Raw genomic sequence first — 25,098 nt, 5'->3', positions numbered from 1 at the left:
CCACACATTCGTCATCCCGCTGGAAAGCCTGGACCTAGTCGATCATAGAGTTGTATCCGTCATCCCAGGGTCCCTGCGTGCGCAGGGATGACGGTTTAGCAGGTGTTATGCGGCAGTGAGCGCATTCAGCTCTGCTTCAGTGAACCCGAGCTTCCGGGCGGCGCCGAGGATGTCCGTCCAGGCGGCTTTCGCCAGCGGCAGGCCTGCCGCTTGCCGCTCCGCCATGACGCGCCGTTCGTTCTCTCCGGGTACCAGAACTTCGTTTTGACCGTCCGCCAGGCGGGCGCTTTTGACGAAGGCGATGTAGGATTTGATCTCCTCCGCCGTGCTGTCCTGTCCGTCGAACTTCTCGGTATCGATATAGATCGACAACATGCCATTGCAGAATCGCCGCCGCTCAGGCTCGTCCGGGCCGCCAGCGCAGCCGGAGCCGGTGAGGGCGCCAGCCATCATCTCCATCATGAAGTTGAGGCCAGAGCCCTTGTGGCCGCCGAATGCGGTGAGCGCGCCAGGGCCATCGTAGGGCATGGGGGCCTTGCCTTCGGGGACATCACCGTAAAGCGGCCGGGGATCGCTCGTCAGGGCGCCGTTCTCGTCGATCAGGGAGCCTTCGGGTAATGGTTTGCCGCCCCTGAGGGCGACCAAGGCTTTGCCTTCGGCGACTGTGGAGGTGGCGAAGTCATGTACGACCGGATCCTGCCCTGCGACGGGAATGCCGATGCAGAAGGGCGAGGTGCCCATGCGCCGCTCCCGGGAGCCGAACGGGGCGACGAGCAGGGAGCCACGGACATTGACCATGTGCAGCGAGGCCACACCGGCCGCCGCCGCCCGCTCCGCCCAATCACCGATCCGGCCGAGATGGCCTGAATTCCGAAGCGCGGTCAGAGCCAGGCCGTGTTGTTTCACCTTCTTCAGGCCGAGATCGACGGTCTGCTCGCCGATGGTCTGGCCGAAGCCGTAATTGCCGTCGAGGATCGCCATGACGTCGTTTTCCATGACGATCTCGATAGTCTGGCCAATCTTCTGCCGCCCGCTCTCGGCCCATTCGAGATAGCGCGGCACCCGGATCACACCGTGACTGTCATGTCCCCGGAGATTGGCCCCGGTTAGCCGCTCCGCTATGCAGGCGGCCTCCGTTGCGGAGCAGCCGGCGCGCGCGAACATCGCGCGCACCAGCCGGATCATGACGTCCGGGGCGACCCGGATCTCGTTTTGCGCGCCCATCAGGCACGCATGCCGCCCACGGTAGCGCTGATAGCGGAGGCGAGGAGCCGCACGTCATTGGCCAGCGTCACCAGATCAAAGCCCTTGGCGAGCATGTTCTTGGCGTAGCTGTTCTCGAGGCAGTGGATGCCCGCCTTGATTCCGGCCGCCTTGGCAGCGGCAAGGATCTTGTCGATGGCTTCCAGCATTTCCGGTTCGGTACGGTCCAGTCCTGGCTTGTGACCGAGCGAGATGGAAAGATCGCTTGGACCGATATACAGCCCGGTCAGGCCCGGCGTCGCTGCGATCTCGGCGACATTCGCCAGCGCCTCTTCCGTCTCCACCATCGCCAGGGTGACGATCGTCTTGTTCGCCTGGTTGTGATAGTCGGTGCCATAGATCATTCCTGCGCGGATCGGGCCGGAGGAACGGTATCCGTCGGGCACGTAATTACAGGCGCCGACGAAGGATTCCGCGTCCGCACGATTGTTCACCATGGGGCAGATGATGCCGAGCGCGCCGGCATCCAGCAGCTTCATGATGATGCCGGGCTCCAGCCAGGGCGGGCGGACCATCGGTGTCGCATCTGATGCGCTCATTGCCTGAAGCATGCTGACGGCTGACTGGTAATCGACCAGGCCGTGCTGCAGATCGATGGTGATGGAATCGAAATCCTGCATCGCGAAGATTTCTGCGGTGAAGGTGTTCGGAATGGAAAGCCAGCCGTTGATCGCGCCGCGGCCGTCCTTCAGGCAGTCCTTCAGTCGTGTTTTCATGGCCGGCCCTCCCTAGAGCACTTCTTTGTTGATGACGGTGTCCGGGTTTGGCTTGCCGTCGAGCACGTTGAGAACGTTCTCCGCTGTCTGGCTTGCCATCCGCAGGATTGATTGTTCGGTCACGCCGGCGCTGTGCGGGCTGACGATGATGTTGTCGAGCTGGAACAGGGGGTGCTCGGGTTTCGGCGGCTCGCTGGCGAAGACGTCGATGCCGGCCCCGGCGATGGCGCCGGAAGTCAGTGCGTCGTACAGCGCATCCTCGTCCACCATGCCGCCGCGTGCAGTGTTGATCACATGTGCGGTCGGCTTCATCGCTGCGAACTGTGCCTTGCCCATGAGGTTCACCGTTTCCGGGCTCTTCGGGCAGTGCAGGGAGACGAAATCCATCTGTGGCAATACCGCGTCCAGATATTTTACCGGGGTGCAGCCTGCAGCCTTGATCGTCTCGTCATCGACAAAGGGATCGATGACCGAAACCTTCATGTCGAAGGCCAGCGCCCGCTTGGCAACGCGGGTACCGATCCGGCCGAAGCCGACCAGCAGCAGGGACTTGTCGGCAATGTCCTGGGCGCCCATCTGGCGCTTGATCCAGAAATTGTCGTTCCGTGTGGCATGGTCGAACTCGACGCTTCTCTTGGCCAGGGCCAAAATGAAATACATTGTGTGCTCGGCCACCGACACAGCGTTTGAGGTGGCGGCAACGCATAGCGGAATGCCGCGTTCGGTAAGGGCCGCGACATCGACGGAATCGTATCCGACGCCGTGGCGGGAGACGACCTTGAGGTTGGGAGCCGCCTCGATCACCGCGCGCGGGATCTTCGTAGTCTGGACCGCAATGGCATCGATATCACCAGCATGAGCGATCAGCTCTTCTTCGGTGGCAAATTGCAGGACCGTGGTTTTGACGTCGTCGCGGGCGTCGAACTGGGATTGACCGGCGTCGTTGAGCTTGTCGACGATCAGCACATGAAACTTGTTCATCTTTGGGTCTCTCAGGCTTGGGTCACTCAGACTGGGGATCTCTCTGGCTGGAATGTCAGTGGATTTCGGCGGAGCCGGCCATTGCGGCCTTCAGCTTGTCGATGTCGAAATCCGGTGACTTGGCGGCATCGAGAATGACCTTCTCTTTCCGCTCCAGCAGGGCGATCGCCTCCGGCAGCTTCTTGACTGCTTCAGCGGGTACCACCACGGCACCATGCCGGTCCGCATGAATGATATCGTCGTGATTGACCGCCATGCCGCCAACATTCACCGGCACACCGAAATCGACGGGATGAACCCATCCATGGCTCGGGCCGACCTTGCCGCCGAGGATCTGGAAGCCGGGCGCCGAGGCATCGACATCGCGGAACGATCCGTTGGTAACGCAGCCGAGGCAGCCGAGACCCTTGTGGATATTGGTGTTCACCTCACCCCAGAAAGCACCAAAACCGGGCTCCGGGTCGAGATCCTGCAACACCACGATGCGGGGCAGTGCGCCATCCGCAACATAGGTGTAATAGGCAGCACGGATGGCTTTGGCATCGCCTTGAGGCGGTGTGACGGCGCGCATCGTGGCGGTGCGGGCATAGCCGCAGATCGGGGGCAGGGATGGATCGAGCGCGACCAGCGGCGTGGTCGTGAAGCCTATGGTCCGGCGCTCCGGTGTGACGACCTCGAGGCCGTTGCAGATCGTGGGGGTATCCCACTCCGTCAGCTTGCGCAGATCGGCTAAGGTGATATCGGACATGTCCTCCCGTCCCATATAAGTTGTTTTTGATTAGGTATTTTCTTGCAGCTTAGCGATGGCTCACGGGACAGTGTAGCGCCCTTTTGGAAACTATTGCCTTAAAGCAGGGACCGTATTGAATGAAGCAACGCAAGCGCATCGGGCTGATTGCCCACGATGCCCGCAAGCCAGCCCTCAGAGCTTTTGTGCATGCCCACAGGGACCGGTTCGCCGGTCACGATCTCTACGCCACCGGGACGACGGGGAAGGTTATCGCCGAGGATACCGGGCTTGAGGTTCACTGCCTGAAAAGCGGTCCGCTCGGCGGCGACCAGCAGATGGGGGCGCGGATCGCGGAAGGTGGGCTCGACATCCTGCTCTTCTTCACGGACCCGATGACATCCATGCCGCACGATGTGGATGTGAAGGCGCTGCTCCGGCTCTGCACGCTCTACAATGTCGTGCTTGCCTGTAATCAGGCGAGTGCCGATTTTGTGCTCGGCAGCCCTTTTTTCGACACTGACTATGAAGCGGCTGAACCCGATAATGAAGGCTATCTCAACCGGGTGCTTCCCTGATTGAAGGGCTGTGCCATTTCAGCACGGATTTGCCTTTCCAGCGTTTTTTAGTGTGTCTGACTTGCATCAGTTTCTCTGCGGCGGCCAGCAGAAAATTTATGACCATCTGCAGAACTGCAAAGTAAAACAGGTTCGTAGATCGGTTTATTGAAGCATCGATTTATATCGGATTATCTGGAAATTCTGCATCAGTTGGGTGTCGGCTGCGAATATTCGCGCGCAGCCAGAAATTTTGGGTTGGAAAGCTTGAGCTTTTCTTCTGTGAGGACGGTCAGAAGGGCATGAACAGGGCCGGTGAGGGCAGTGTCATAGAGGCCTTCGCGGAGCTCTCGGGCAAGGTCCCGCGACAGCATGTCGAGCTTCATTTCAGGTTCGTATCCTGCCCGCGCAACATTGTCCTCGCCGTAAAGGCTGGCAAACCCGTCAAGAATGCGCTGGATGGAACCGGGGTCCGCATCCGTGTCCAGCTCACGGGCCGCAGTGGCAAGCGCGCTCGCAATCATCAGGCCGAGATATTTCCTGTCACCGTCGAGGGCGGGCAGAATGTCGTCCTGGAAAGCGGCGAGCGCGGTCTCGATCAGGGCCTTTCTGCCGGGAGCTTCAAACATTGGCACGGGTCCTTTCGATTTCGTCGATCTGCTGCAGGATATCGAGCTCCATCTCGGCTGCTTTCCGTCCGGTGAGCGCGAGTTCGATGGATCGTTCGGCGCCTGAATTGTGTCGTTCGCCCTGAAGCAGCGCGATAGCGCCCCAGCGCACAGTGGCAAGCACTTCCCAGTAGGGAACAAGGGACCAGTCCGGGGCCGAGCCAGCCTCTGCCTCATACCCGGCATAAAGGTCGTCTCGGCTGCCGATGCCACCTGCCTCGCGCGCGTCGGAGCCAAAGCGCCAGCACCGGGCGCAGAACCAGCCGACATCCTCCAGCGGATCGCTCCACCCGGCGAACTCCCAATCCAGAACCCCGGTCAGCTTGCCGTCAGCGACCATGTAGTTCCCGGTGCGGAAATCCCGGTGGCAGAGCACGGCCGGGCTTGGTGCCGGGCGGTTCAACTCCAGCCAGCGCAGCCCCCACTCCAGAGCCGGATAGGCCTTCGGCAGGCTGTCGAGGAAGCTGTAGAGCTCGGAAATCCGCTGGGCGGCTGGATTGGCCGGAGCGTCGCCAAGGAAATCCAATTCCGGGCGGGGCGGCTGGATACGGTGTAGCCGGGCCATCTCCCGGCCGATCTGCCTGGCGAGGCCGGTGCGGTGCGGGTCGAGGGCGGCATCGCGTGTGAGCATGCGGGGATTGGCCGTGCCGCCCGCCTTGTGCATGACATAGAAAGGTTTGCCGGTGATCGAGCCTGTCGGCTCAAGGACGAGTGGTTCGGGTACAGTCATTCCTGCCTCGAATCCCACGGACAGCAGGCGAAATTCTTCCACCCTTCCATGACTTTCATCCACGCCTGAGGCCGCATCGGTGCGCAGAACGGCCTGTTCCAGTCCGTCGAGCCGTCCTCCTCGGACAACCAGATCCAGCAGCCAGTTTTCCTGGATGGCGCCGCCGGACAGTAGTTTGGCGCCGGTAATGGTGGTTTTTTCAGCGCCCGTTTCAGACAGCAGCCATTCAGCTACTGCGGCGCGTATTCCTGCATCCATGCTCAAGCGTTACCCCAACTTAATGCGAGCGTTTCAGCCCATTTGTCGGGGCCGATTAAGCCGAGCGCGGCTCCGCTTTGCAATGCCTGAATGTGAGAATGGCGGCTTACTGGCTGTTCCCGTCCGGGCACGGGTGAGATCGGCGGAAGAGGCTATGCGTAGGTAGCCGCGCCCGCTTATGCTGCCGCTTCTTTCAACGCTATTGGAGCGAGCAGGTTATGGATATCAAGCGTTATCGCACGGGCGAGCGGATGAGTCAGGTCGTGGTCCACGGCAACACGGTCTATACGGCAGGCCAGGTCGCCCAGAACGCACCGGGTGCCAGTGTCGCCGATCAGACCAAGGATATCCTGGCGAACCTGGATGCTCTGCTTGCTGAGGCCGGCACCGACAAATCGAAGCTGCTGACCGCGACGATCTGGCTGAACTCGATGGATGATTTCGCCGAGATGAATGCTGTCTGGGACGGCTGGGTGGTGGCGGGTTCGACCCCCTGCCGTGCTTGCGTCGAGTCTCCGAAGCTGGCCAGCCCGAAATACACCGTCGAGATCATGGCGATCGCGGCGCTCTGACCTAACCTGAGGCGCCGGCGTTTCTGGCCCAGTCCAGTTGCGCCGGCGTTTCGATGGTACCCGGGCGCGCATCACGCACCGTTTTGACCGCGTCGTCCGGTGTTGAGCCGCAAGCCATAAGCAATCTGGCGGCGATCATGCCGCTGCGGCCGAAACCGGCCCGGCAGTGGATCAGGACACGGCCACCGGTTTTCAGGCGTTCAGCCAGAATGGTCTCCAGGGCGGACCAGGCCCTCGTGTCGGTTTCCGATGGAATATCGAAATCCCTGATCGGGAAATGTGTCCAGCTCAACGCATGCTGCAGGAATATATCCTGCATGTTCGGCACGCCGTGTTCGGAGAGCTCCTCCGCGGTTGCCAGCGAGAGGACGGCATCAACACCCGACTTGGCTATCCCGCCAACCGCTTCCTCATCCTTCGGCACTGGGCCGAGAAAGAGGGTTCCTGATGTCCCGGGAACCGGAATTTCTGTCGCACCATAATGTTCCATGGCGGGATGCTATCCGGTGAAATATGAACAACAGATAAACGGGGCGTTCAATCGAACGACTCCATGCCCGCTGCCGCTGTGCGGTCATACCCAAGGCTGGCCTTGAGGAGCTGGCGTGTATAGGCCTCGCTTGGCTCCGACGCGCGGAGCTGGGCGACTGTCAGCTCCTCAACGATACGTCCGGCATTCATCACGGCGAGCCGGTCACACATGTGGGCGATCACGGCGAGATCGTGGCTGACCAGCACGAAAGTCAGGCCGCGTTCCTGTTTCAGGCGTTGCAACAGGTTCAGGATCTCCGCCTGTACCGACACGTCGAGCGCGGAGGTCGGCTCGTCCAGCAGAAGGATCTCCGGCTCCAGTATCAGAGCCCGGGCGATGGCAACGCGCTGACGCTGGCCACCCGAAAGCTGGTGCGGGTAGCGGAACCGGAAAGTGGGACCCAGGCCGACCGCGACAAGAACGTCGCTCACCCGGTTGTCGATATCGCTCATGCCGTGGATCTGGCAGGGCTCGCTCAGGATACGGTCGACAGTATGGCGCGGATGCAGCGAGCCATAGGGGTCCTGAAACACCATCTGGACGCGCTTGTAGAACGGTTTGCCGCGTACCTGGCCGAGGCGGGTGCCGCCGATCTCGATGGTGCCCGTCCAGTCTGCATTGAGGCCGCTCATGGCGCGCAGGACGGTGGATTTACCGGAGCCGGACTCGCCGACCAACCCAAAGGTTTCGCCCTCCGCGACATTGAAGGAAACGCCTCGTACGGCATGCACGATCTCGTCATCTGCGCCGAAGCGGACATCGAGATCTGTTACGGAAATCAGCGGCATGGGGCCAGCCTCACTTGTAATAGGCATCGACACCGGGCTCCGTCTTCCAGCTTTCCTGACGTTCCAGCACCGGCAGCGGGCCGGGCTCACGGTCAAGGCGCGGCAATGAATTGAGCAATCCGCGGGTATAGGGATGTTTCGCCTGATCCAGCTCGCTTGCCTTGCAGGTTTCCACGATCTGGCCGGCATACATGATGATCACGCGGTCGCAGAAGGAGGCGACCAGATTGAGGTCGTGGGAGATGAACATCAGTCCCATGCCGCGCTGGGTAACGAGATCGTCTATAATTGCCAGCACCTGCATCTGCACGGTGACGTCGAGCGCCGATGTCGGCTCGTCCGCGATCATCAAATCCGGGTCGGGGATCAGCATCATGGCGATCATGATGCGCTGGCCCATGCCGCCTGACACCTCGTGCGGATAGAGGGAGAGCACGCGCTCCGGATCGCGGATTTTCACTGCGGCCAGCATCTCGGCTGCCCGTACTTTCGCATCCCGGAAAGAGGCGCCGGTATGGACCCGGTAGGCCTCGGCGATCTGCTCGCCGATGGTCATCACAGGGTTCAGGGAATATTTCGGATCCTGCATGACCATGGAAATCCGGTCACCCCGAATATCCCGCATCTGCTTTTCACTGAGTGTCAGCAGGTCGTGCCCATCGAACTCCATGCGCTTTGCGGTGATCTCTCCCGGGGGCCGGATCAGTCTCAGAACAGAACGTCCAGTCATGGTCTTGCCGGAGCCGGACTCGCCGACGATGCCGACTTTTTCCCGGCCGACGGAGAAGCTGATATTGCGCACTGCATCAACGATGCCGGTGCGGGTGTGGAAGCGGACCGAAAGATCCTCGACGGTCAGCAGGGCGCCGTCCTTGCCGCCGTTCGCGTCACTCATTGGCCGCTCCGGGGGTCGAGAATATCGCGCAGGCCGTCACCAAGCAGGTTGAAGCCCAAGCTGACAATGAAGATGGCGAGGCCCGGCATGGTGGCGACCCACCACTGATCCAGCAAGAACTTGCGACCGGAGGAGATCATCGCGCCCCATTCCGGGATCGGCGGTTGGGCGCCGAGGCCGAGGAAGCCGAGACCGGCGGCGGTCAGGATGATGCCGGCCATGTCGAGGGTCACGCGAACGATCACCGAAGAGAGGCAGAGCGGCATCACGTGTCCGGCGATGATGCGGGTGGCGGAGGCGCCCTGCAGACGGATGGCGCTGATGTAATCCTGATGGCGCACCGTCAGGGTTTCCGCCCTTGCGAGGCGCGCGTAGGGCGGCCAGGAGGTGATGGCGATGGCTAGCACGGCGTTCTCGATCCCCGGGCCGAGCGCGGCGACGAAGGCCAGCGCCAGAACGAGGCGGGGGAAGGCGAGGAAGATGTCCGTCAGCCGCATCAGGACGGTGTCTGTCCAGCCGCCAACATATCCGGCCAATGTGCCGATCACGAGGCCGACCACGGGGGCTGTGACTGCCACCAGGGTGACGATGTAGAGGGTGATGCTGGCGCCGTGGATGATCCGGCTCAGGATGTCACGGCCAAGCTCGTCCGTACCGAACAGATGGCCGGGCGAGCCTGGCGGTTGCAGACGGTTGGTCAGTTCCTGTGCCAGAGGATCGTGCGGCGCGATCCAGGGCGCCAGAGCGGAGACCGCGATCAGCACCATCAGAATGGCTAGACCGAGCAGGGCCAGAGGGTTTCGGGTGAGCGAGAGCCAGCCGAGATAGGCCTGGACCATGCGGGCATGGCCGCGCGACGCGGGCGTATCCGTGGTCAGCCAGGCCCGGAGGCCGGCTTTTGCGGGATTGAGTGTGTCTGCTGTCATGATTTCTGTGTCCGGCTATCGGGCGCGTGGATCGACGAGCCGGTACAGCAGGTCGGAGAGCAGGTTGAGGCCAACAAAGACGCCGCCGACGACAAGGGTTCCGCCGAGCACGGCGTTCATGTCGGCGGAGAGCAGCCCGGCGGTGATGTAGAAGCCGAGACCGGGCCAGGCGAAGACCGTTTCCGTCAGCACCGATCCCTCAAGCAACTGGGCATAAGAGAGGGCGATCACGGTAATCAGCGGCACCATCACGTTGCCGAGGGCATGGCGCCAGATCACCTGGAATTCGGAGATACCTTTCACCCGGGCGGTGGTGATGTATTCCTGGCTCAGTTGCTCCAGCATGAAGCTGCGGGTCATGCGGCTGATATAGGCAATGGAGTAATAGCCGAGCACAGCTGCCGGCAGGATGATGTGCGACAGCGCATTGCCGAAAATCTCGAAGTCCCCTGCGATCAGGCTGTCGATCAGGATCACGCCGGTTATGTTCGGCACCACATCCTCAAAGAAGATATCGAGCCGTCCCGGCCCGCCGACCCAGCCAAGCACGCCGTAGAACACCAGCAGGCCGATCAGGCCGAGCCAGAAGACCGGCATGGAATACCCGAAGAGGCCCAGCACGCGGACGACCTGATCCGGCCAGCGGCCCTTGTTGACCGCGGCGACGACACCCATGGGGACACCGAAAATGATGCCGAATATGGTGGCGATTGTCGCCAGCTCCAGGGTTGCTGGAAACACCCGGATGATATCCTCCGCGACCGGTCTTGCGGTCAGCAGGGAGGTGCCGAGATCGCCCCGGAAAACATCGCTGATGTAGTAGAAAAACTGGACATAGAGCGGTTGATCCAGACCCATCGCCTTGCGGGCGGCCTGATAGATTTCTTCGCTCGCCTTGTCACCGACGACTGAAAGCGCCGGATCGATCGGCATGACGCGACCGATGATGAAGGTGATAAACAGCAGCCCGACAAAGGTGACGGCGATGGTTGCCACCGTCTTCAGAACGGACCGCAAAAAACGCGGGGAGAGGAGCATCGCTCCTCTCCCTGTCGCATGTGATGTGTTCAGTGCCATACGGCAGCTTTATCCCGGAAGGTTACTTCTTCACAGTCCAATAGTAGACGCTGGACACGGCGCTGCCGGTATAGAAGCCGGTGACATTCTTGCGCAAGCCGGTCTGCTCGATTTTCTGCAGCATGACGACGAACGGGCTGGTCTTCTGATGGTCCGCCTGGATCTTGCGGTACATCTCGGCCCGGGTGTCGCGGTCGCTTTCCTGAACGGCGGCTTCGGTTTCCTTGGTCATCGCGGGGATGTCCCAGGCATTCCGCCATGCCAGCTTGCCGGTGTTCTTCGCTTCGAACGCGTTGTCCGGGTTATGCGCGAAGGTATCGGCGTTGGTGTGCGGATCCGGATAGTCCGGGCCCCAGGCACCGAGATAGATCTCGTGTTTACGGGCACGATAGGCGCCGAGGATCTGTTTGCCGGTTCCGACTTCAAGGGTTGCCTTGATACCGACCTTGGCGAAGATGTTCTGCAGGGACTGGGCGATTTCCAGACGTTCCTGAGCGTTACGCACGAAGATCTTGACCTCGAAGCCGTCCGCTTCACCCGCTTCCGCGAGCAAGGCCTTCGCCTTCTCGATGTTCTGGCTGTAGGGCTTGTCTTTCAACTCGCCGAGATAGGTCAGAGGCAGGAAGGCCTGATGCACGGTGTACTGGCCGCGCAGGAAGGTGTTGGCCATGCCTTCATAATCGACGAGGTATTTGAACGCTTCCTGCACCTTCGGCTTCGCCAGGGTCGGAATGTCCTGGTTCAGAGAGAAGTACATGATGCGGCCGCGGAGATCTTCCTCGACCTTTACATCGCCACTGCCGGAAAGGCCGGCAATGTCGTCGGGGGAGAGGTTACGGGCAACGTCGATGTCACCTTTTTCCAGCAGCAGGCGCTGTGTGGCGGATTCCGGAATGTGACGCATGAAGACGCGCTTCATGTCGGCCGCGCCGCGCCAGTAGTTTTCGTTGACCTCGAGGACGTAGTTCTCATTCGGCTTCCAGCCGCGCAGGGAATAGGCGCCTGAGCCGGCGGAATGGGTCTTCAGCCACTCGTAGCCCATGTCGCCATCGGCTTCATGTTCCATTGCCGTTTTCATATCGACAATGCTGCCGATTGTGGCGCTGAGGCAGTTCAGGACGAAGGAGGTCGCGTATTTTTTGTCCGTCTCCATGACCAGGGTCATGTCGTCGGTCGCCTTGATCTTCTCCTTGACGTTGTCGGCGGTGAAACCGAACTGGGTCAGGATGAAGGACGGCGTCTTGTTCAGGATGACCGCGCGCTGCAGCGAGAAGGCCGCGTCTTTCGCCGTCACCGGATTGCCGGAGTGGAACTTGACACCCGGGCGCATCTTGAAGGTGTAGGTCTTGCCGTCCGCGCTTACGGTCCAGCTTTCCGCCAGGCCGGGCTTGTAGCCGTCGGTCAGCTTGGCCGGATCGAAGGTAACCAGCGTATCGTACACGTTGTTGGCTAGGTCGCCGCCGGCGAACTCGAAGATTTCAGCCGGATCGAGCGAGACGATATCGTCGATGCGGTTAGCCACGACGAGGGTGTCCGCCGGGGTGGCCGCGAACGATTGCCCGATCGATGTGGGCAGCGCCACGGATGCGGCCAATGCCGCGACCGCGAAGCTCTTTGCAAATGCGTTCATGTGAAGCCTCATGAAGTTGCGTTTTTATTGGTTTCTTTTCACGATCCAGAATGGATCGTAGGCGGTCAACCTAGACTGTGGCGACAGTGATCTCAAACACTTGTTAAATGCAGTGCAGCAAATCTGCGGTCTGACCGGGGCTTACGACGCGATATAGAGGCCGCCATTTACATGAATGGTCTCTGCCGTCAGGAAGGCGGCGCTGTCACTACACAGGAAAGCTGCGACCCCGGCCACTTCTTCGGGCGTTCCGAGTCTTCGGAGCGGGGTCATTTTCAGCATATCGCCGCCACGCTCCTGCATGAGCCTGCGTACCATCGGCGTGTCGATCAGGCCCGGTGATATGGCATTGCAGCGGATATTCCGGCTGGCCACTTCCTGGGCGAGAGAGCGGGTGAGTGAGAGGACAGCGCCTTTTGCGGCTGAATAGGGCGCATGGCCAAAGCTGCCCCGGTGTCCCGCCATCGAGGCGATATTCACAACCGCGCCACCGTCCGGCATATGGGGCAGGGCGCTACGAACTGTATGGAAGACGCCGTCGAGATTAACGGCGATGCCGCGCCGCCAGACCTCATCTGCCATGCCGTCCACGGTGCCGTCCTCGTAGAGCCCGGCGCCAGTCACGACATAGTCGATCTTGCCGAACCGGTCCCGGCAGGCTTTGGCGGCGGCAGTGACCGCCTCCGGGTCGGACACATCCAGAGGATGGGTCGCGTGGGAGGTGTTGTCACCGAGTTCGCCAGCAAGCACGGCGAGGATTTCCGGATGCAGATCGGTCAGGAACAGATTGGCGCCGGAGGCTGCGAACAGCTTTGCGATTGCCGCTGGTATGCCTCCGCCGGCCCCTGTCAGAAACAGGGTCCGTCCGGTGAAATCATAGGATACCGTTTTAGCGGACATGGCTTGCCTCACGCCGTTTCGGGATCGTCGAGCGCGATGATCGCGGCGCGCAGGGCATCGGGGATCGGCGCTTTCTCGCCCGTCTCGTTCACCACCATGACGAAGAGCTGGGTCGAACTGTTGCAGCAGCCCTTGGCATCCCATGTGGCATAGGTCATCACCATGCTGGTATTGCGCATGGAGACCACGCGACCTGTCACGCAAATCGGCGTGTGGTAGGCGATGCCGCGCAAATAGTCGGTCTCCAGATGCTTCATCACCGGGCCTGGCACGTCCATCGCGTGGCGTGGATGGCCCAGGACCTCGAAATAGAGGTTCCGCAGGCTCTCGTACCAGGTCAGGTAGGCGGTGTGGTTCACATGGGCGAAAGCATCGCAGTCCCGCCACTCGACCAGTTTCTGGACGGCGAAATGCCAGTCGTCGGAAATGTGAAACCGCTGCTTCAGATCGTCGGTGACGGCAAAGCGTGCGAGATCGCCATATTGGTCAAGCACTGAGCTCATTCTGGTTAACGCTCCATCAGGGCGACGCGGATGCCAAGGAAGATCAGCAGCCCGCCGAACACCCGGTTGACGATCCTCTGGCCGCGTTCAAGCACATTCCGAACGATAGTGCTGTCTAGCGTGAAAACGAAGAACACCCAGAACAGGGCGCTGACCGACATCATGATCAGAACCAGCAGCAGGGTGGTCGCGGTCGAGGTCTGTGGCGTGATCACCATGGTGAAGACGCCGAGATAGAAGAGCGTACCCTTCGGGTTAAGGATGTTGTTCAGGAAGCCTTGCAGGAACCAGCTCCTGGCTGCGTTCTTTTGCAGCCCGGCGTCCGCCGTTGAGAGAGCCATGTCCCTGGCGCGGAAGCTCATCACGCCGATATAGATCAGGTAGGCGGCGCCGGCATATTTCAGAATGCTGAAGGCGAGGATGCTTTCGGAGATGAGCCAGCCGATCCCGATGGCGCAATAGGTGATGTGGACCATGTTGCCGGCCAGCACACCGAGTGAGGATTGCAGTCCGCCAACGCGTCCACCGATAACGGTATTGCGCATCACGATCACCATATCCGGACCCGGACTGATCATGACGAGCAGTGTGATGCCGAGAATGACGAGGATTTGGTCGATCATGGCGTGCGCCTCCCACGTTGAAGAAAGAGCCTAGCTGCGCCGGTGCGGCATGATCCAGCAGCTAATTCAGAAACTGTGTGAAGCCTAACCAGCCACTTTCGAAGACTACATCAGGGCGCTGGCATTCTCAGCCGCAATGGTGATGCCGATAACGATGGCGATCAGCCCGATGAAACCCTGGATGGCCAGATTGCCTGTCTTCAGGCTTTTGCTTGTCCAGTGCAGCGGCAGGGCGATGATGGCGGAGAGAATGCCCATGCCACTCATGCTGCCGATGCCGAACAGAATGACATAGAGGATGGCATCGGACGGCGCGTCGAGGCCGACTGCCGTCATCATCAGGATCGAGCCCGAGCCGGCCAGACCATGCACCATGCCGATGGAGATTGTGCCGAGCGGCAGGCCGCGCCGGTGAGCATGTTCTGCCGGGCCATGCGCAGTCTGTTCGCTCTCGGCGGTGACGAAATGGACGTGAGCCTTGCCGTCGGAGTGCCGATGGACGCGCCAGGCACCTCCTTCACGCCAGAGGCGCAGCAGGACACGGGCGCCGAGGATCACAAGCAAAATGCCGACACCGAACTCGAAGATCGTGCTCCATTCCTCGCTGACGCTGAGGCCAAAGCCGATCATCAACCCGGTGACGGCGCCGAGGATCAGCGAGTGACCCAGCCCCCAAGCGAGGCCATGGTGCACCGCGCGGCGCACCGAGGTGCCCGAGGTGACCATGCTGGAAACGGCCGCGACATGGTCCGCTTCAAAGGCGTGCTGCATTCCGATCAGGAAGCCAAGCAGCAGAATTCCGGTCATTCGATCCTCTTAACTTAACTGGTCTGGGGCCGGAACCTGGTCCGCGGCGCTGCTGTCTTGTGTCTTGTTTTCGTCATGATCCGGCGGCGGCAAAAGCCGGCAGATCACACCCTTGCGGAAAACCGGCGGTCTGTCGCGCAGTTTGGGAACCCCGTGCGGGGCGGCGGCGACAGCGCGCGCCGCGGCTACCAGTTCGGCGCCGTCATGCTCGGCATTGACGTCGCCCAGCACATAGCTCCAGAGGCCGGGCCCTCTGAGCGCGACGGTGACCTGGCGGTCGCATACGGCCATGCATTCGATCGGGCGGACGGTGATTCCGTCCTCGTCGGCACAGAGTGCTTCGACCCGCTCGAGCAGGACGCGCCCATCGCCTGCCGGATCCTCGGAGTGGCGGCAGGCGGTACAGATATCGATGGTAACGGGATGAAGCGGACGACGAGAATCGTCGTCCGCAAATGATTGTTCGCTCACGCCGCGGCTGCTGCTTCGGGAGTGCCGGAACGCTCCCAGACAAAACCGGCGATGCAGCCGGTTGCCGCCCAGGTCACGGCGTGCACTACAAGGGAAGCGGCGGCGAAATGGCCGGACAGCTCCGACGGCACGTCGCTGATATAATCGTCCGGGTGCGGGGCGCCGATCACATGCGGGATCGCGATCAGGACCAGACCCGCGACGATTGCCAGCGGCGTGGAGACACGCAGTGCCAGGAACAGGCCGACGGCTGTGGCCAGGGCCGTGCCGATCCACCAGATTTGCCGGTCCTCTAGGACTGCGGCGGCCGCGCCCGGAAGTTCCGGGCTGAGACCGAGGGCCGGTGCAAGGCCGGTGGCGGCAAAGGCTGCCGCACCCCAGATCAGGCCAGTACGGGCAGTGATCGTCGCATTGCTGAGAACCATGGCCGCGAGCAGGACCAGGGCAAACCCGAAGGTCGTGCCGATTGTCGCGATCGAGGTCGAGAGCGTCCGCTCCAGTCCGTCTTCCGGAGCCCAGGTTTCCTTGGCGCCGTGCGCTTCTGTTCCATGCGCGAGATGCACAAACGCGTCCGACTGGTTTTTGGCGAAATGCGCAACGAGAATTTCGCCCGCACTGGCCATGCCGCCTTCGTAACGTTCGGCCTCAAGAATCAGGGGCGTTGTTGTCACTGCCTGAAGCGCTGCGACCAGAATCCCCGCGGCGAAGCCGGCGACGAGCGCCGACTTTATGAATTTCATGAGCATCGCAGTTCCTTCGTGCCAAAGGCTTAGTGGCAAGGGAAGGCCATGCTGTGACGGGTGTCGTGAGCTGTGTTGTGCAGGGCGGTGGCATTGGCAAAACCGGTCAGGTAGACGATGCCGAGGCCGGCCAGAAGCGCAAAGACCGCCACCATCTTGGTGGATTGGCTGGCGGTGAGAGATGTGGATTTCTGAACTGCTGAAGTCATGTGTTCCTCCGATCAAAAACGATCCGGATACGGCCCTCAGAGCTGTATCCGGGCTTGTTCAGAGGCGAGAGAACCAAGCGGCGGCTTCCGGCCGCCAATTTGGCAATACGCTCACCCCGACGTTGTCATTGATGCCGCCGCATGGGCGCCGGCATCGGTGTCGGCAGGTCTCCTGGCTCGCGGGTCATTGCTTCATCCTGCCTTCCCAGTCCGCTCATGCGGGGCCAGTGGCTCAGTCCGGATGTCGCTCGTCGCTCACAGTTGCGGGGGCAGCCACGGATTCGGTCCCTGATGGGTACGCCTCGCCGTGTTCCCTTTTAATCCGTCGCCATGTTTACAGCGGCGGAACCAACACTCGTAAACTATCCCTCCCGGTCAATTCGGACAAGCGTGATGCATGTCCCGACCAAAAAATGCATGCCTCAGGATACGCGGCAGCCATATTCCAATGCGCCATCCTGTAGTGCCTCCAACAGATGCGCTGCGTAAGATCGGTGCACATAGATATCAAACACCGGCTCGGCGCTGCGGCAATCGATCAGGGCCGGTGCGTGGAAGACTCCGGTGATCCGGCTGGTATCGGCCAAAAACGCGGACGGGTGCATATCGATAGAGCAGCCTTTTGCCAAAAGCGTACGGGCGTCGCGTCCCGACAACCGAAAAATCGTGCGCGCGTGACTGAGGTCGATGACCGCAACACTATCCGGAAGCGCCGAGCGAAGATGCGCGGCGAGATCGCGGTGTTCAGGCTCTATGACCAGCCATTTTCCGGTGCCTGTGCCGAGGATGCGGGGCTGCCCGTTTCCGGCGCTCTGGTTCGGTGTGAGGGATGGAGCGGTGCCGGTGGCCGTTTCCAGTGCTTCAGCCAACGATGGAATTACATCGGCACGAGCTTCGACCTGCACCACGGAAAACGGGGTGCGCTCGGTCAGGTGAATACCCGGACCGTCAAAGCGATTGGCCCCGTGGTCGCCTGGTTCGAGAATTCCGGCGAGGGCCGAGCGGCGGGCGAGAATCACATCGTCAGCCATGGAGCCTTGCTCCTTCCACGTCATAGACATTCGGACTGGTCACCTTCACCTGGACCGCTTCGCCCTTGAGCGGGAAGACCGCCCAGACCGTATCGCCGATCCTGTTTGGACCGTCTTTCAACAGGCCGAGCGAAATCGGATGTCCGACATTCGGGCTGATCGGGGCGGTGGAGGAAACATGGCCGAGCTTCGGCACCGGTGGCGGCGTTTTCGGGTCCTCCACCAGGATCGATCCAGCGCGGATCTTCGTCTTGCCGTCGACCGGTGTCAGTCCGACCAGCGTCGGGCGGCCCAGATCGTCCATGCCTTCACGGGTCGAAAGGGCGTCGCCGATGAAGCGCTTCTTAGAGCTCATCATTTTGCCGAAGCCAAGGTCGGCTGCGGAGACGCGGCCGTCGATTTCGGCGACGGTCACGTGGCCTTTTTCGATGCGCAGGATGTTCAGCGCTTCGAGGCCGTAGGGCACAAGGCCATGCGACTCGCCAACGGCAAGGCAGCGTTCCCACGCGGCTTCGCCATACCCGGCAGGCACGGCAATCTCGTAGGCCAGTTCTCCCGAGAAGCTGATGCGGAAGACCCGGGCCGGGAAGGCTCCGAGTTTCGTCTCGCGTACGCCCATGAAAGGGAAGCCCTCGTTGGAAAGGTCCACTTGCGGGAACAGGTCCTGCAGGATGGCGCGGCTGTTCGGCCCGGCAATGGCCATGGCGGCCCAATCGTCGGAGACGGACGCGATCTTCACGTCGAGGTCCGGCCAATGGACCTGCAGATGCAGCTCCAGATGCTCCATCACCGGACCGGCTTCTGCTGTGGTCGTCGTCATGTAATAATGGTTCTCGCCGATCCGCGAGGTGGTGCCGTCATCAAGGGCGACGCCGTCCTCACGCAGCATGACGCCGTACCGCGCCTTGCCGACGGCCAGGGTCTTCCAGCCGTTGATATAAACCCGGTTAAGAAGTTCCGTGGCGTCCGGCCCCTGGATATCGATCTTGCCGAGGGTCGAGACGTCCGAGATCCCGGCGGTGTTACGCACCGCCAGCGTTTCCCGCTCGATGGCCTTGAACATCGCTTCGCGGGAATTAGGCTCATCCTTGCCGAGATAATATTGCGGCCGCATCCAGAGCCCGGCTTCCATCATCTGTGCGCCATGCGCGAGATGCCAGTCGTGCATCGGCGTGCGCCGGACCGGGTTCTGGTGACGGCCGATCTCGCGACCGGCAAAAGCGCCGATGGCGACCGGCGTGTAGGGCGGCCGGAACGTCGTTGTGCCAACTTCGGAAACGTCGAGACCGCGTGCTTCGGCGAGCACGCCATGACCATTGATATTCGAGGTTTTGCCCTGGTCCGTGCCCATGCCGAGTGTGGTGTAGCGTTTCAGGTGCTCGACAGAGACATAACCTTCGCTCTGGGCCAGCTTGACGTCATCCGCCGTGACATCGTCTTGCAGATCGACAAAACGCCGTCCCTTGCGGCCCGGCAATGCCGGAACCTGCCAGAGGATCTTGAGCGGGCCGGTTGCCTGCTCGTCGGTGGACGGGATATCAGCCACAGCTCCAGTCGTGAAACCAAGTGCCTCGGCGGTCTCCTGACCTGCCGTATACCCGTCGGCAAGGCAGTCTCCGAGGCTGAACCGGCCTCGCGCGGCGCCGATGGAGCGGTCGTTCATGCGGGACGCGCCCGGCACGAAGGCGCCGATGGTCGGATCGTAGACCGGCTTGCCGCTCTGGTGACTGTAGAGATGGACGTTTGGGCTCCAGCCGCCGCCGGTCGCCAGCAGGTCGCACGGAATGTAGCGGGTTTCCGGGGTGGCGCCGGACTGCAGCGTGCCGAGATCGGCAATGTCGACACCGGCAAGGCCGAGATAGCCATGGGTGCGGACCACGACAGCCCCGCTGACGACATCAATGCCCTGGGCGATGACATCTTCCTTCAGCGGACCCTGTCCGCCGGTGCGTGGGTCGATCACGCCGCGCACTTCGATGCCCGCATCCGCAAGGTCGAGGGCGGTGCGGTATCCATCGTCATTGTTGGCGAAGACAACGGCATGCTTTCCGGGCTGCACGGCGAAACGGTTTGCGTATGTGCGGGCGGCTCCGGCCAGCATCACGCCGGGGCGGTCATTACCGTCGAACACCAGCGGTCGCTCGGTCGACCCGGTGGCCAGCAGCACCTTTTTGGCGTGGATCAGCCAGCGGCGCTGGCGTACCTGGAAGGGAGCGGGGACGGGCAGATGATCGGATACCCGCTCCAGCACGGCGATGGTGTCGCCATCGTAGTAACCGAAAGCCGTCGCGCGGCGGAGCAGAGTAACGTTCTCCATCTCCTCTAGCTCAGCGAAAGTGCTCGTGGCCCAGTCCATGGCGGGGTTGCCGTTGATGGTCTCGCGCTCACTGCGCAACCGGCCGCCCGGCTTGTTGTTTTCGTCGATCAGGAAGACACGGGCGCCGCTCCGGCCTGCGGTCAGGGCAGCGGCAAGTCCGGCCGGGCCGGCACCGACCACTACGATGTCCGCATGTCCATGCATCTTGTCGTAGATGTCTGGATCGCTGACATGTTTGGCCTCGCCCATGCCGGCGGCCTTGCGGATAAAATGCTCATAGAAGTGCCAACCTGGCAGGCCCATGAAGGTCTTGTAGTAGAAACCGGCAAACAGGAAGCGCGAGGCAAAGTCGTTCACGCCCATAATATCGAGCGCGAGGGACGGCCAGCGGTTCTGGCTTTTGGCTTCGAGACCCGCGAACAGCTCGATCTGGGTGGCGCGGGTGTTCGGCTCCTGCCGTCCGCCGGAGCGCAGGTTCACCAGCGCGTTGGGCTCTTCCGGCCCGGCCGAATAGATACCGCGCGGACGGTGGTATTTGAAGCTGCGGCCGACCAGCTTGACGCCGTTGGCGAGCAGGGCGGAGGCCAGCGTATCGCCTTCATAACCGGTGTAGGACTTGCCGTCGAAGCTGAAGGTAAGCGGGCGGGTGCGTTCGATCTCGCCTCCTTCGGACATCCGGAACGGCTGCTGTTCCTTGCCGCGAATCATGGCTTGGTCTCCGCTTCGGGCAGGGGGATGTCGTCCGCAGGCCGTCCGCACCCGAGGATCTCGTGCGTCAGGATATTGCGCAACACTTTCACCACCTCCCGGCAGCCGAGGCTGTGATGCCAGAGCTCCAGATGCGGGCCGCGCGGATTGTCGCGCGTGTAGACGTAATCGACCCATGCCGGGTCGTTCTTTTCGGCACCGTCCGGGCGTTTCTTGGTGGCGTCGCCGATATAGGTGAACTCGTCGTGGGCGCGTTTGCCGCAATAGGGGCAGTCGATATAGAGCATGGTCGGCGCCTCCTAATGGTGCCCCGGCACGGGGCCGGTCGCTTCTTCGTCGAGAATGTAGCCGCGCTCGAAGCGGTCGAGCCGGAGCCCGGCATTCAGCGGATGCGGCTCGTCCTCGGCGATCGTGTGGGCGAAGACCCAGCCGGAGCCCGGGGTCGCCTTGAAGCCGCCATAACACCAGCCGCAATTGAGATAGAGGTTGTCGATCGGCGATTTGCCGATGATCGGGCTGCCATCCATGGACATGTCCATGATGCCGCCCCAGTGCCGGAGAAGCCGGAGCCGTGACAGCGAGGGCACCATGGCGATCCCGCCGCGCATGACATGGTCGATGGTCTCCATGTTGCCGCGCTGGGCGTAGGAATTATACATGTCGAGATCGCCACCGAAGACCAGGCCGCCCTTGTCCGACTGGCTGAGATAGAAATGCCCGGCGCCATAGGTCACCACATGGTCGATCAACGGCTTCAGCGGCTCGGAGACGAAGGCCTGCAAGACGTGGCTTTCGATCGGCAGCTTCATGCCGAGTTTGGAGGCGAGATAGCCGGTGCTCCCGGCAACGGCGAAGCCGATCTTGCCGCAGCCGATAGTGCCGCGCGATGTCTCGACGGCTTCGATCCGGTTACCGTTGCGCTTGAAGCCTGTGACCTCGCAATTCTGGATGATGTCCACGCCCAGCCGGTCCGCGCCGCGGGCGAGGCCCCAGGCCACGGCGTCATGCCGTGCCGTGCCGCCGCGCGGCTGCAGCAATCCGCCATAGATCGGAAAGCGCGCTTCGTCGGAGTAGTTGAGATAGGGCACCATGCGTTTGACCTGTTTCCGGTCGAGCAGTTCGGCGTCGATGCCATTAAGGCGCATGGAATTGCCGCGCCGTGCGAAGCGGTCCATCTGCCCGTCCGAGTGAGCGAGATTGAGCACGCCGCGCTGGCTGAACATGACGTTGAAATTCAGCTCGTGGCTCAGTTGCTCCCACAGTTTCATCGACTTCTCGTAGAAGTGCGCATTGTCGTCGAGCATGTAGTTGGAGCGTACGATGGTGGTGTTGCGTCCGGTATTGCCGCCGCCGAGCCAGCCTTTTTCGAGCACGGCGACATTTCGGATGCCATGCACTTTGGCGAGATAGAAAGCGGTGGCCAACCCGTGCCCGCCGCCACCGACAATGACGACATCATAGCTTGGTTTTGGCTCAGGGTCGCGCCAGGCACGCTGCCAGCTCTTGTGCCCGTTGAGCGCGTTCTTGATCAGATTGAAGACGGAATATTCGGCCATGAGCGGATTGCCTGCCGGATCGTTAGGAAATGACCCAATATGCCTAGCACCGGCCACGGCAATACGAAAAGCCAGATTACGACCTGCTGTCGCGCAATTGCGTCATGCAGGCATTCCGCTACATCCGCTCCACCCGTTCGGCCAGTTGCGCGGTGATACCGGCGGAGATCCGTCCGGCCTCACCGGCCATCGCTTCGATGAAGACGACGAGGGGTTGACCGAGACGGTCGATCAGCGAGTCCTGATCGGCGGTAACGTCCTGATCGGTGAGCGCCTGCCGCAGCAGTGCCTTGAACTCCCGATTGACGTAATCGACCCTGGCTTCACTGCTGGCGAGCCAGCGGGCCGCGGTATGACGGACGGATTGCAGGCTTTCGTCTGTACGAATGAAGGTTTTGACCTGACGGCCGCTTGGGTCCGGGCCGAGCCGGGAGATCATTTCAATACTGATCCAGGCGAACCACCAGCGCCATGGATCAGCCCGCATCACCCCGTCGTCATAGACAATCTGCAGGAAATGCAAGGTGGTGACCGGCGCTTCCGGTTTGAGACGGACGATCTGTGGCGGGAGAGCCGTGAGCGCGAAAGATTGCAGGCGCTTGTCTGCCGGGGCCGTCGCCTTGCGTTCCGGGCCCGGGCGAATGCCGAGCTCCCGCATCCGCGTTTCCGTATCCGCGATCTCGAACCAGTGCCGCAGAGCGAGTGCTACGCCACGAACCTGATCAGCTTCCCATTGCGCCCGATCCATAACCCGATTCTACCCTGTTAGCGGTCACTTTCGGCATAAATTCTTAGCATACTTAAGGTTATTATACCCATTGCTCCGCAGGTTGCCGCCAATGCCGTCTGAATGTGTTGCCCGTCTTGCTTTGGGGCGGCCTGACAGGTAATCTTACCGCCGTATGTCAGACGCAATATTCAAGGCTACAAGCGTATGGAAACGCAAAGCTCTTCGCTTGCAAGCAGCATAACGGCCTGGATCAACCATTTTTTCCGCGAGCGCGAGGTAATCCTGCGGTCCGATTCACGGATCCGCTATTTCTCGCTCAGTACCCGATTGCAGGTCGGCATCGTTATTGTGTGGATGATGGCTGCAAGCTGGGTCGGCTTCGCGTCCGTCGGCGTTTACATGCAGGACGATCTGCTGCGGGGCAAAGACGTTGCCATCCAGCGCAGTCAGGATTCCTACCGTCAGTTACTTGATCAGGTGTCGGATTATCAGCTCTCCGTGGTCGCCATTACTCGCGATCTGAAAGAGACTCAGGGTCAGTTGCAGCGGCTATTCGACCAGAATGAAGGCTTGCGCACCAACCTGACTACGACGGAGTCCCGGCTGCGTTATACACAGGTGGAGCGCGACCGGATCAATGCCGGACGCAAGGCACTCAACGACCAGTTCAGCCTTCTTGGTCGTGAGTTGCGCCGCATGACGGGCAAGAATAACGGTCTTGAAACGCATATCAGCAATCTGCGCACTCATCTCGAAACGCTTGAAGCCGAGAAGAACGAGATCGCGGCGGAGCGCGAGAAACTGGATGGGCGTCTCTGGCGCCTGAACAATGAACTCGCTGAATCCGTGGCAGAGAGAGATCATCTCGCCGAAACAATCTCGCACCTCCGCTCAGATCTCAGAACGGTCATGCTTGAGCGGAGTTCGGTAACTTCTGAAAACGACTCATTGCGGACCCGGATTTCCTCTCTGGAAGCGCGGCTCACCGACGTTGACGATGAACATAGGAACCGGCTGGAAGCGATTTCGGAACGGGCGCTCAGTAATATCCATGCTGTTGAAGCCGTCTTGCAGAAGACGGGCCTCGATCTGGAGCGCATCGCGCCGATGCCTGAAGGCATGATCATGGGCCAGGGCGGTCCCTTCATTCCTTACCATCCGGAACTCCAGGTGGAGCGTTCGGAATCGGATACGCTGGAATCGCAGCTGGAATTGAGGCTTTCCCGGTGGGAGCAACTCCGGGATGTCTATTTGTCCGTGCCGTTGATCGTGCCGATGAAGGACTATTACTTCACCAGCGGATTTGGCCGGCGAAAAGATCCGATCAACAAGCGTTGGGCATTGCATGCGGGCCTGGATCTGTCCGGACCGCGCAAGCAGGAAGTGATGGCGGCGGCGCCCGGAAAGGTTATCCGTGCGCACCGTGAGGCTTTCTACGGACGGATCGTCGAAATCGACCACGGAAATAATATTACGACCCGATACGCGCATTTGAGTAGTATCGCAGTGAAAGTCGGCCAGACGGTCGGCCTGGGCGAAGTGGTTGGCCGGATGGGCTCTTCCGGTCGAAGCACGGCACCGCATTTGCATTATGAAGTTCGCTTCAAGAATAAGCCGATGAATCCGCGTAACTTTCTGAAGGCGGGACGATATGTTTCAAAAAAAGGATAATCGCGGTCAGCAGCAGGCATCGCAGAAGCAAGCCGCGCCTTCGATCCTGAGCGCGGATCTTGTGGTCAATGGCAATCTCGTGAGCGACGGTGATATGCAGGTCGACGGTACGGTCGAGGGCGACATCACCAGCAAGAAACTGACGATCAGTTCAACGGCTGTTGTCCGCGGATCAATCGAGGCTGATGCCATCGTCATCGCAGGTGCCGTGACGGGGCAGGTCAAGGCCCGCCATGTAACGCTGAGCAAGACGGCACGCGTTATCGCCGACGTTGTTCAGGAACGATTGACTATCGAACCTGGCGCTTTCTTTGAAGGCAATTGCCGGCATTTCCCGGACGAAAAGCCGGTGGAGAAAAAAGCGCTGGAGCGGATTGGCGCGAAGCCGGAACTGGCTTCCCCAAGTGTTGTTGGTGGCGCAAAACCGGCAACCGCTACGGCAACGGTATCCGATGCCAAGGACAAAGAATCCCACGCTCTTGTGTGACGCTTTGGCTGTGTGACGTTTAGAT

28 protein-coding genes and 1 riboswitch are annotated in these 25,098 nt (G+C 61.2%); of the genes, 4 read left to right on the top strand and 24 right to left on the bottom strand.

Features of this window, described 5'->3' with window-relative positions:
- Window positions 1–105: 105 nt before the first annotated feature.
- The 4 genes from VOI22_RS07530 to VOI22_RS07515 are packed head-to-tail and all read right to left on the bottom strand — an operon-like array spanning window position 106 to window position 3,708.
- Window positions 106–1,224 (bottom strand): malate/lactate/ureidoglycolate dehydrogenase, encoded by a 1,119-nt coding sequence (locus VOI22_RS07530; protein ID WP_323795911.1) that lies wholly within the window; start codon window positions 1,222–1,224, stop codon window positions 106–108.
- Window positions 1,224–1,979: an HpcH/HpaI aldolase family protein gene (locus tag VOI22_RS07525; RefSeq protein ID WP_323795910.1), complete on the bottom strand. Its 756-nt coding sequence runs from the start codon at window positions 1,977–1,979 to the stop codon at window positions 1,224–1,226. Before VOI22_RS07525 ends, VOI22_RS07530 begins: the two co-directional genes overlap by 1 nt.
- A gap of 12 nt (window positions 1,980–1,991) precedes the next feature.
- Window positions 1,992–2,960 (bottom strand): hydroxyacid dehydrogenase, encoded by a 969-nt coding sequence (locus tag VOI22_RS07520; protein WP_323795909.1) that lies wholly within the window; start codon window positions 2,958–2,960, stop codon window positions 1,992–1,994.
- Between the two features lie 55 nt (window positions 2,961–3,015).
- Window positions 3,016–3,708, bottom strand: coding sequence for an RraA family protein (locus VOI22_RS07515; RefSeq protein WP_323795908.1), 693 nt, complete (start codon window positions 3,706–3,708; stop codon window positions 3,016–3,018).
- A gap of 119 nt (window positions 3,709–3,827) precedes the next feature.
- Between VOI22_RS07515 and VOI22_RS07510 the strand changes: the two genes are divergently transcribed.
- The gene (locus tag VOI22_RS07510; RefSeq protein ID WP_323795907.1) at window positions 3,828–4,265 is read left to right on the top strand and encodes a methylglyoxal synthase; all 438 of its coding nucleotides are present in this window, start codon (window positions 3,828–3,830) and stop codon (window positions 4,263–4,265) included.
- A 188-nt stretch (window positions 4,266–4,453) separates the two neighbouring features.
- Here the strand turns inward: VOI22_RS07510 and VOI22_RS07505 are convergent, their stop codons facing one another.
- Both VOI22_RS07505 and VOI22_RS07500 read right to left on the bottom strand, forming a co-directional pair.
- On the bottom strand, window positions 4,454–4,873 hold the full coding sequence (locus VOI22_RS07505; protein ID WP_323795906.1) for a DUF6285 domain-containing protein: 420 nt from the start codon (window positions 4,871–4,873) through the stop codon (window positions 4,454–4,456).
- Complete coding sequence (locus VOI22_RS07500; RefSeq protein WP_323796290.1) at window positions 4,866–5,900, bottom strand: phosphotransferase family protein; 1,035 nt, start codon at window positions 5,898–5,900, stop codon at window positions 4,866–4,868. Before VOI22_RS07500 ends, VOI22_RS07505 begins: the two co-directional genes overlap by 8 nt.
- Before the next feature lie 218 nt (window positions 5,901–6,118).
- Here VOI22_RS07500 and VOI22_RS07495 point away from each other — a divergent pair, with 218 nt between their 5' ends.
- Entirely contained in the window at window positions 6,119–6,472 is a 354-nt protein-coding gene (locus VOI22_RS07495) for a RidA family protein (protein WP_323795905.1), read from the top strand.
- Window position 6,473: 1 nt separating this feature from the next.
- On the opposite strand, the gene VOI22_RS07490 is transcribed toward VOI22_RS07495, so the two are convergent.
- The 18 genes from VOI22_RS07490 to VOI22_RS07405 all read right to left on the bottom strand — a co-directional run bounded on the left by VOI22_RS07490 (window position 6,474) and on the right by VOI22_RS07405 (window position 22,933).
- A complete protein-coding gene (locus VOI22_RS07490; protein WP_323795904.1) occupies window positions 6,474–6,962 on the bottom strand; it encodes a dual specificity protein phosphatase family protein in 489 nt (162 codons plus the stop codon).
- Window positions 6,963–7,009: 47 nt separating this feature from the next.
- Window positions 7,010–7,819, bottom strand: coding sequence for an ABC transporter ATP-binding protein (locus VOI22_RS07485; protein ID WP_323795903.1), 810 nt, complete (start codon window positions 7,817–7,819; stop codon window positions 7,010–7,012).
- Complete coding sequence (locus tag VOI22_RS07480; RefSeq protein ID WP_323795902.1) at window positions 7,803–8,687, bottom strand: ABC transporter ATP-binding protein; 885 nt, start codon at window positions 8,685–8,687, stop codon at window positions 7,803–7,805. Before VOI22_RS07480 ends, VOI22_RS07485 begins: the two co-directional genes overlap by 17 nt.
- Window positions 8,684–9,613 carry a nickel transporter permease gene (gene nikC, locus VOI22_RS07475; protein WP_323795901.1) on the bottom strand — a complete coding sequence of 310 codons (930 nt, stop codon included), beginning with the start codon at window positions 9,611–9,613 and terminating at the stop codon, window positions 8,684–8,686. The genes VOI22_RS07480 and nikC overlap by 4 nt, the downstream gene beginning before the upstream one ends.
- 15 nt (window positions 9,614–9,628) lie before the next feature.
- Entirely contained in the window at window positions 9,629–10,651 is a 1,023-nt protein-coding gene (locus tag VOI22_RS07470) for an ABC transporter permease (protein WP_323795900.1), read from the bottom strand.
- 61 nt (window positions 10,652–10,712) lie between these two features.
- Complete coding sequence (locus tag VOI22_RS07465) at window positions 10,713–12,320, bottom strand: ABC transporter substrate-binding protein (RefSeq protein ID WP_323795899.1); 1,608 nt, start codon at window positions 12,318–12,320, stop codon at window positions 10,713–10,715.
- A gap of 141 nt (window positions 12,321–12,461) precedes the next feature.
- Window positions 12,462–13,220: an SDR family NAD(P)-dependent oxidoreductase gene (locus tag VOI22_RS07460; protein ID WP_323795898.1), complete on the bottom strand. Its 759-nt coding sequence runs from the start codon at window positions 13,218–13,220 to the stop codon at window positions 12,462–12,464.
- An 8-nt stretch (window positions 13,221–13,228) separates the two neighbouring features.
- Window positions 13,229–13,723 (bottom strand): thioesterase family protein, encoded by a 495-nt coding sequence (locus tag VOI22_RS07455; protein WP_323795897.1) that lies wholly within the window; start codon window positions 13,721–13,723, stop codon window positions 13,229–13,231.
- Window positions 13,724–13,728: 5 nt separating this feature from the next.
- The gene (locus tag VOI22_RS07450; protein WP_323795896.1) at window positions 13,729–14,346 is read right to left on the bottom strand and encodes a LysE family translocator; all 618 of its coding nucleotides are present in this window, start codon (window positions 14,344–14,346) and stop codon (window positions 13,729–13,731) included.
- Window positions 14,347–14,451: 105 nt separating this feature from the next.
- Window positions 14,452–15,153 carry a hypothetical protein gene (locus VOI22_RS07445; RefSeq protein ID WP_323795895.1) on the bottom strand — a complete coding sequence of 234 codons (702 nt, stop codon included), beginning with the start codon at window positions 15,151–15,153 and terminating at the stop codon, window positions 14,452–14,454.
- 9 nt (window positions 15,154–15,162) lie between these two features.
- Entirely contained in the window at window positions 15,163–15,624 is a 462-nt protein-coding gene (locus tag VOI22_RS07440; RefSeq protein WP_323795894.1) for a DUF1636 domain-containing protein, read from the bottom strand.
- On the bottom strand, window positions 15,621–16,364 hold the full coding sequence (locus tag VOI22_RS07435; protein ID WP_323795893.1) for a CbtA family protein: 744 nt from the start codon (window positions 16,362–16,364) through the stop codon (window positions 15,621–15,623). Before VOI22_RS07435 ends, VOI22_RS07440 begins: the two co-directional genes overlap by 4 nt.
- Window positions 16,365–16,393: 29 nt before the next feature.
- Window positions 16,394–16,573 (bottom strand): CbtB domain-containing protein, encoded by a 180-nt coding sequence (locus tag VOI22_RS07430; RefSeq protein ID WP_323795892.1) that lies wholly within the window; start codon window positions 16,571–16,573, stop codon window positions 16,394–16,396.
- Window positions 16,574–16,717: 144 nt separating this feature from the next.
- Window positions 16,718–16,941: riboswitch (cobalamin riboswitch) on the bottom strand.
- Between the two features lie 54 nt (window positions 16,942–16,995).
- Window positions 16,996–17,604: a sarcosine oxidase subunit gamma gene (locus VOI22_RS07425; protein WP_323795891.1), complete on the bottom strand. Its 609-nt coding sequence runs from the start codon at window positions 17,602–17,604 to the stop codon at window positions 16,996–16,998.
- Window positions 17,597–20,629, bottom strand: coding sequence for a sarcosine oxidase subunit alpha family protein (locus tag VOI22_RS07420; RefSeq protein WP_323795890.1), 3,033 nt, complete (start codon window positions 20,627–20,629; stop codon window positions 17,597–17,599). Before VOI22_RS07420 ends, VOI22_RS07425 begins: the two co-directional genes overlap by 8 nt.
- Window positions 20,626–20,916: a sarcosine oxidase subunit delta gene (locus VOI22_RS07415; protein ID WP_323795889.1), complete on the bottom strand. Its 291-nt coding sequence runs from the start codon at window positions 20,914–20,916 to the stop codon at window positions 20,626–20,628. The genes VOI22_RS07420 and VOI22_RS07415 overlap by 4 nt, the downstream gene beginning before the upstream one ends.
- Before the next feature lie 12 nt (window positions 20,917–20,928).
- A complete protein-coding gene (locus VOI22_RS07410; RefSeq protein ID WP_323795888.1) occupies window positions 20,929–22,185 on the bottom strand; it encodes a sarcosine oxidase subunit beta family protein in 1,257 nt (418 codons plus the stop codon).
- 118 nt (window positions 22,186–22,303) lie between these two features.
- Window positions 22,304–22,933, bottom strand: coding sequence for a hypothetical protein (locus VOI22_RS07405; protein ID WP_323795887.1), 630 nt, complete (start codon window positions 22,931–22,933; stop codon window positions 22,304–22,306).
- Window positions 22,934–23,119: 186 nt separating this feature from the next.
- Here VOI22_RS07405 and VOI22_RS07400 point away from each other — a divergent pair, with 186 nt between their 5' ends.
- Window positions 23,120–24,586, top strand: coding sequence for a peptidoglycan DD-metalloendopeptidase family protein (locus VOI22_RS07400; protein ID WP_323795886.1), 1,467 nt, complete (start codon window positions 23,120–23,122; stop codon window positions 24,584–24,586).
- Complete coding sequence (locus tag VOI22_RS07395) at window positions 24,567–25,073, top strand: polymer-forming cytoskeletal protein (RefSeq protein WP_323795885.1); 507 nt, start codon at window positions 24,567–24,569, stop codon at window positions 25,071–25,073. The genes VOI22_RS07400 and VOI22_RS07395 overlap by 20 nt, the downstream gene beginning before the upstream one ends.
- The last annotated feature ends 25 nt before the right edge of the window (window positions 25,074–25,098 follow it).

It is taken from the genome of Nisaea sp. (assembly GCF_034670185.1).
Lineage (GTDB): Bacteria > Pseudomonadota > Alphaproteobacteria > Thalassobaculales > Thalassobaculaceae > Nisaea.
The sequence above is the reverse complement of the archived record's forward strand: the minus strand, read 5'-3'. Positions and strand labels throughout refer to the sequence as shown.

What these genes read in the sequence shown, in the direction of transcription:
- VOI22_RS07395 (WP_323795885.1), top strand. Translation starts at nt 24,567, where the DNA reads ATGTTTCAAAAAAAGGATAATCGCGGTCAGCAGCAGGCATCGCAGAAG.
- VOI22_RS07520 (WP_323795909.1), bottom strand. Translation starts at nt 2,960, where the DNA reads ATGAACAAGTTTCATGTGCTGATCGTCGACAAGCTCAACGACGCCGGT.
- VOI22_RS07505 (WP_323795906.1), bottom strand. Translation starts at nt 4,873, where the DNA reads ATGTTTGAAGCTCCCGGCAGAAAGGCCCTGATCGAGACCGCGCTCGCC.
- VOI22_RS07500 (WP_323796290.1), bottom strand. Translation starts at nt 5,900, where the DNA reads ATGGATGCAGGAATACGCGCCGCAGTAGCTGAATGGCTGCTGTCTGAA.
- VOI22_RS07530 (WP_323795911.1), bottom strand. Translation starts at nt 1,224, where the DNA reads ATGGGCGCGCAAAACGAGATCCGGGTCGCCCCGGACGTCATGATCCGG.
- VOI22_RS07425 (WP_323795891.1), bottom strand. Translation starts at nt 17,604, where the DNA reads ATGGCTGACGATGTGATTCTCGCCCGCCGCTCGGCCCTCGCCGGAATT.
- VOI22_RS07515 (WP_323795908.1), bottom strand. Translation starts at nt 3,708, where the DNA reads ATGTCCGATATCACCTTAGCCGATCTGCGCAAGCTGACGGAGTGGGAT.
- VOI22_RS07405 (WP_323795887.1), bottom strand. Translation starts at nt 22,933, where the DNA reads ATGGATCGGGCGCAATGGGAAGCTGATCAGGTTCGTGGCGTAGCACTC.
- VOI22_RS07450 (WP_323795896.1), bottom strand. Translation starts at nt 14,346, where the DNA reads ATGATCGACCAAATCCTCGTCATTCTCGGCATCACACTGCTCGTCATG.
- VOI22_RS07480 (WP_323795902.1), bottom strand. Translation starts at nt 8,687, where the DNA reads ATGAGTGACGCGAACGGCGGCAAGGACGGCGCCCTGCTGACCGTCGAG.
- VOI22_RS07465 (WP_323795899.1), bottom strand. Translation starts at nt 12,320, where the DNA reads ATGAACGCATTTGCAAAGAGCTTCGCGGTCGCGGCATTGGCCGCATCC.
- VOI22_RS07470 (WP_323795900.1), bottom strand. Translation starts at nt 10,651, where the DNA reads ATGCTCCTCTCCCCGCGTTTTTTGCGGTCCGTTCTGAAGACGGTGGCA.
- VOI22_RS07445 (WP_323795895.1), bottom strand. Translation starts at nt 15,153, where the DNA reads ATGACCGGAATTCTGCTGCTTGGCTTCCTGATCGGAATGCAGCACGCC.
- VOI22_RS07435 (WP_323795893.1), bottom strand. Translation starts at nt 16,364, where the DNA reads ATGAAATTCATAAAGTCGGCGCTCGTCGCCGGCTTCGCCGCGGGGATT.
- nikC (WP_323795901.1), bottom strand. Translation starts at nt 9,613, where the DNA reads ATGACAGCAGACACACTCAATCCCGCAAAAGCCGGCCTCCGGGCCTGG.
- VOI22_RS07525 (WP_323795910.1), bottom strand. Translation starts at nt 1,979, where the DNA reads ATGAAAACACGACTGAAGGACTGCCTGAAGGACGGCCGCGGCGCGATC.
- VOI22_RS07400 (WP_323795886.1), top strand. Translation starts at nt 23,120, where the DNA reads ATGGAAACGCAAAGCTCTTCGCTTGCAAGCAGCATAACGGCCTGGATC.
- VOI22_RS07420 (WP_323795890.1), bottom strand. Translation starts at nt 20,629, where the DNA reads ATGATTCGCGGCAAGGAACAGCAGCCGTTCCGGATGTCCGAAGGAGGC.
- VOI22_RS07510 (WP_323795907.1), top strand. Translation starts at nt 3,828, where the DNA reads ATGAAGCAACGCAAGCGCATCGGGCTGATTGCCCACGATGCCCGCAAG.
- VOI22_RS07485 (WP_323795903.1), bottom strand. Translation starts at nt 7,819, where the DNA reads ATGCCTATTACAAGTGAGGCTGGCCCCATGCCGCTGATTTCCGTAACA.
- VOI22_RS07495 (WP_323795905.1), top strand. Translation starts at nt 6,119, where the DNA reads ATGGATATCAAGCGTTATCGCACGGGCGAGCGGATGAGTCAGGTCGTG.
- VOI22_RS07415 (WP_323795889.1), bottom strand. Translation starts at nt 20,916, where the DNA reads ATGCTCTATATCGACTGCCCCTATTGCGGCAAACGCGCCCACGACGAG.
- VOI22_RS07460 (WP_323795898.1), bottom strand. Translation starts at nt 13,220, where the DNA reads ATGTCCGCTAAAACGGTATCCTATGATTTCACCGGACGGACCCTGTTT.
- VOI22_RS07455 (WP_323795897.1), bottom strand. Translation starts at nt 13,723, where the DNA reads ATGAGCTCAGTGCTTGACCAATATGGCGATCTCGCACGCTTTGCCGTC.
- VOI22_RS07430 (WP_323795892.1), bottom strand. Translation starts at nt 16,573, where the DNA reads ATGACTTCAGCAGTTCAGAAATCCACATCTCTCACCGCCAGCCAATCC.
- VOI22_RS07490 (WP_323795904.1), bottom strand. Translation starts at nt 6,962, where the DNA reads ATGGAACATTATGGTGCGACAGAAATTCCGGTTCCCGGGACATCAGGA.
- VOI22_RS07410 (WP_323795888.1), bottom strand. Translation starts at nt 22,185, where the DNA reads ATGGCCGAATATTCCGTCTTCAATCTGATCAAGAACGCGCTCAACGGG.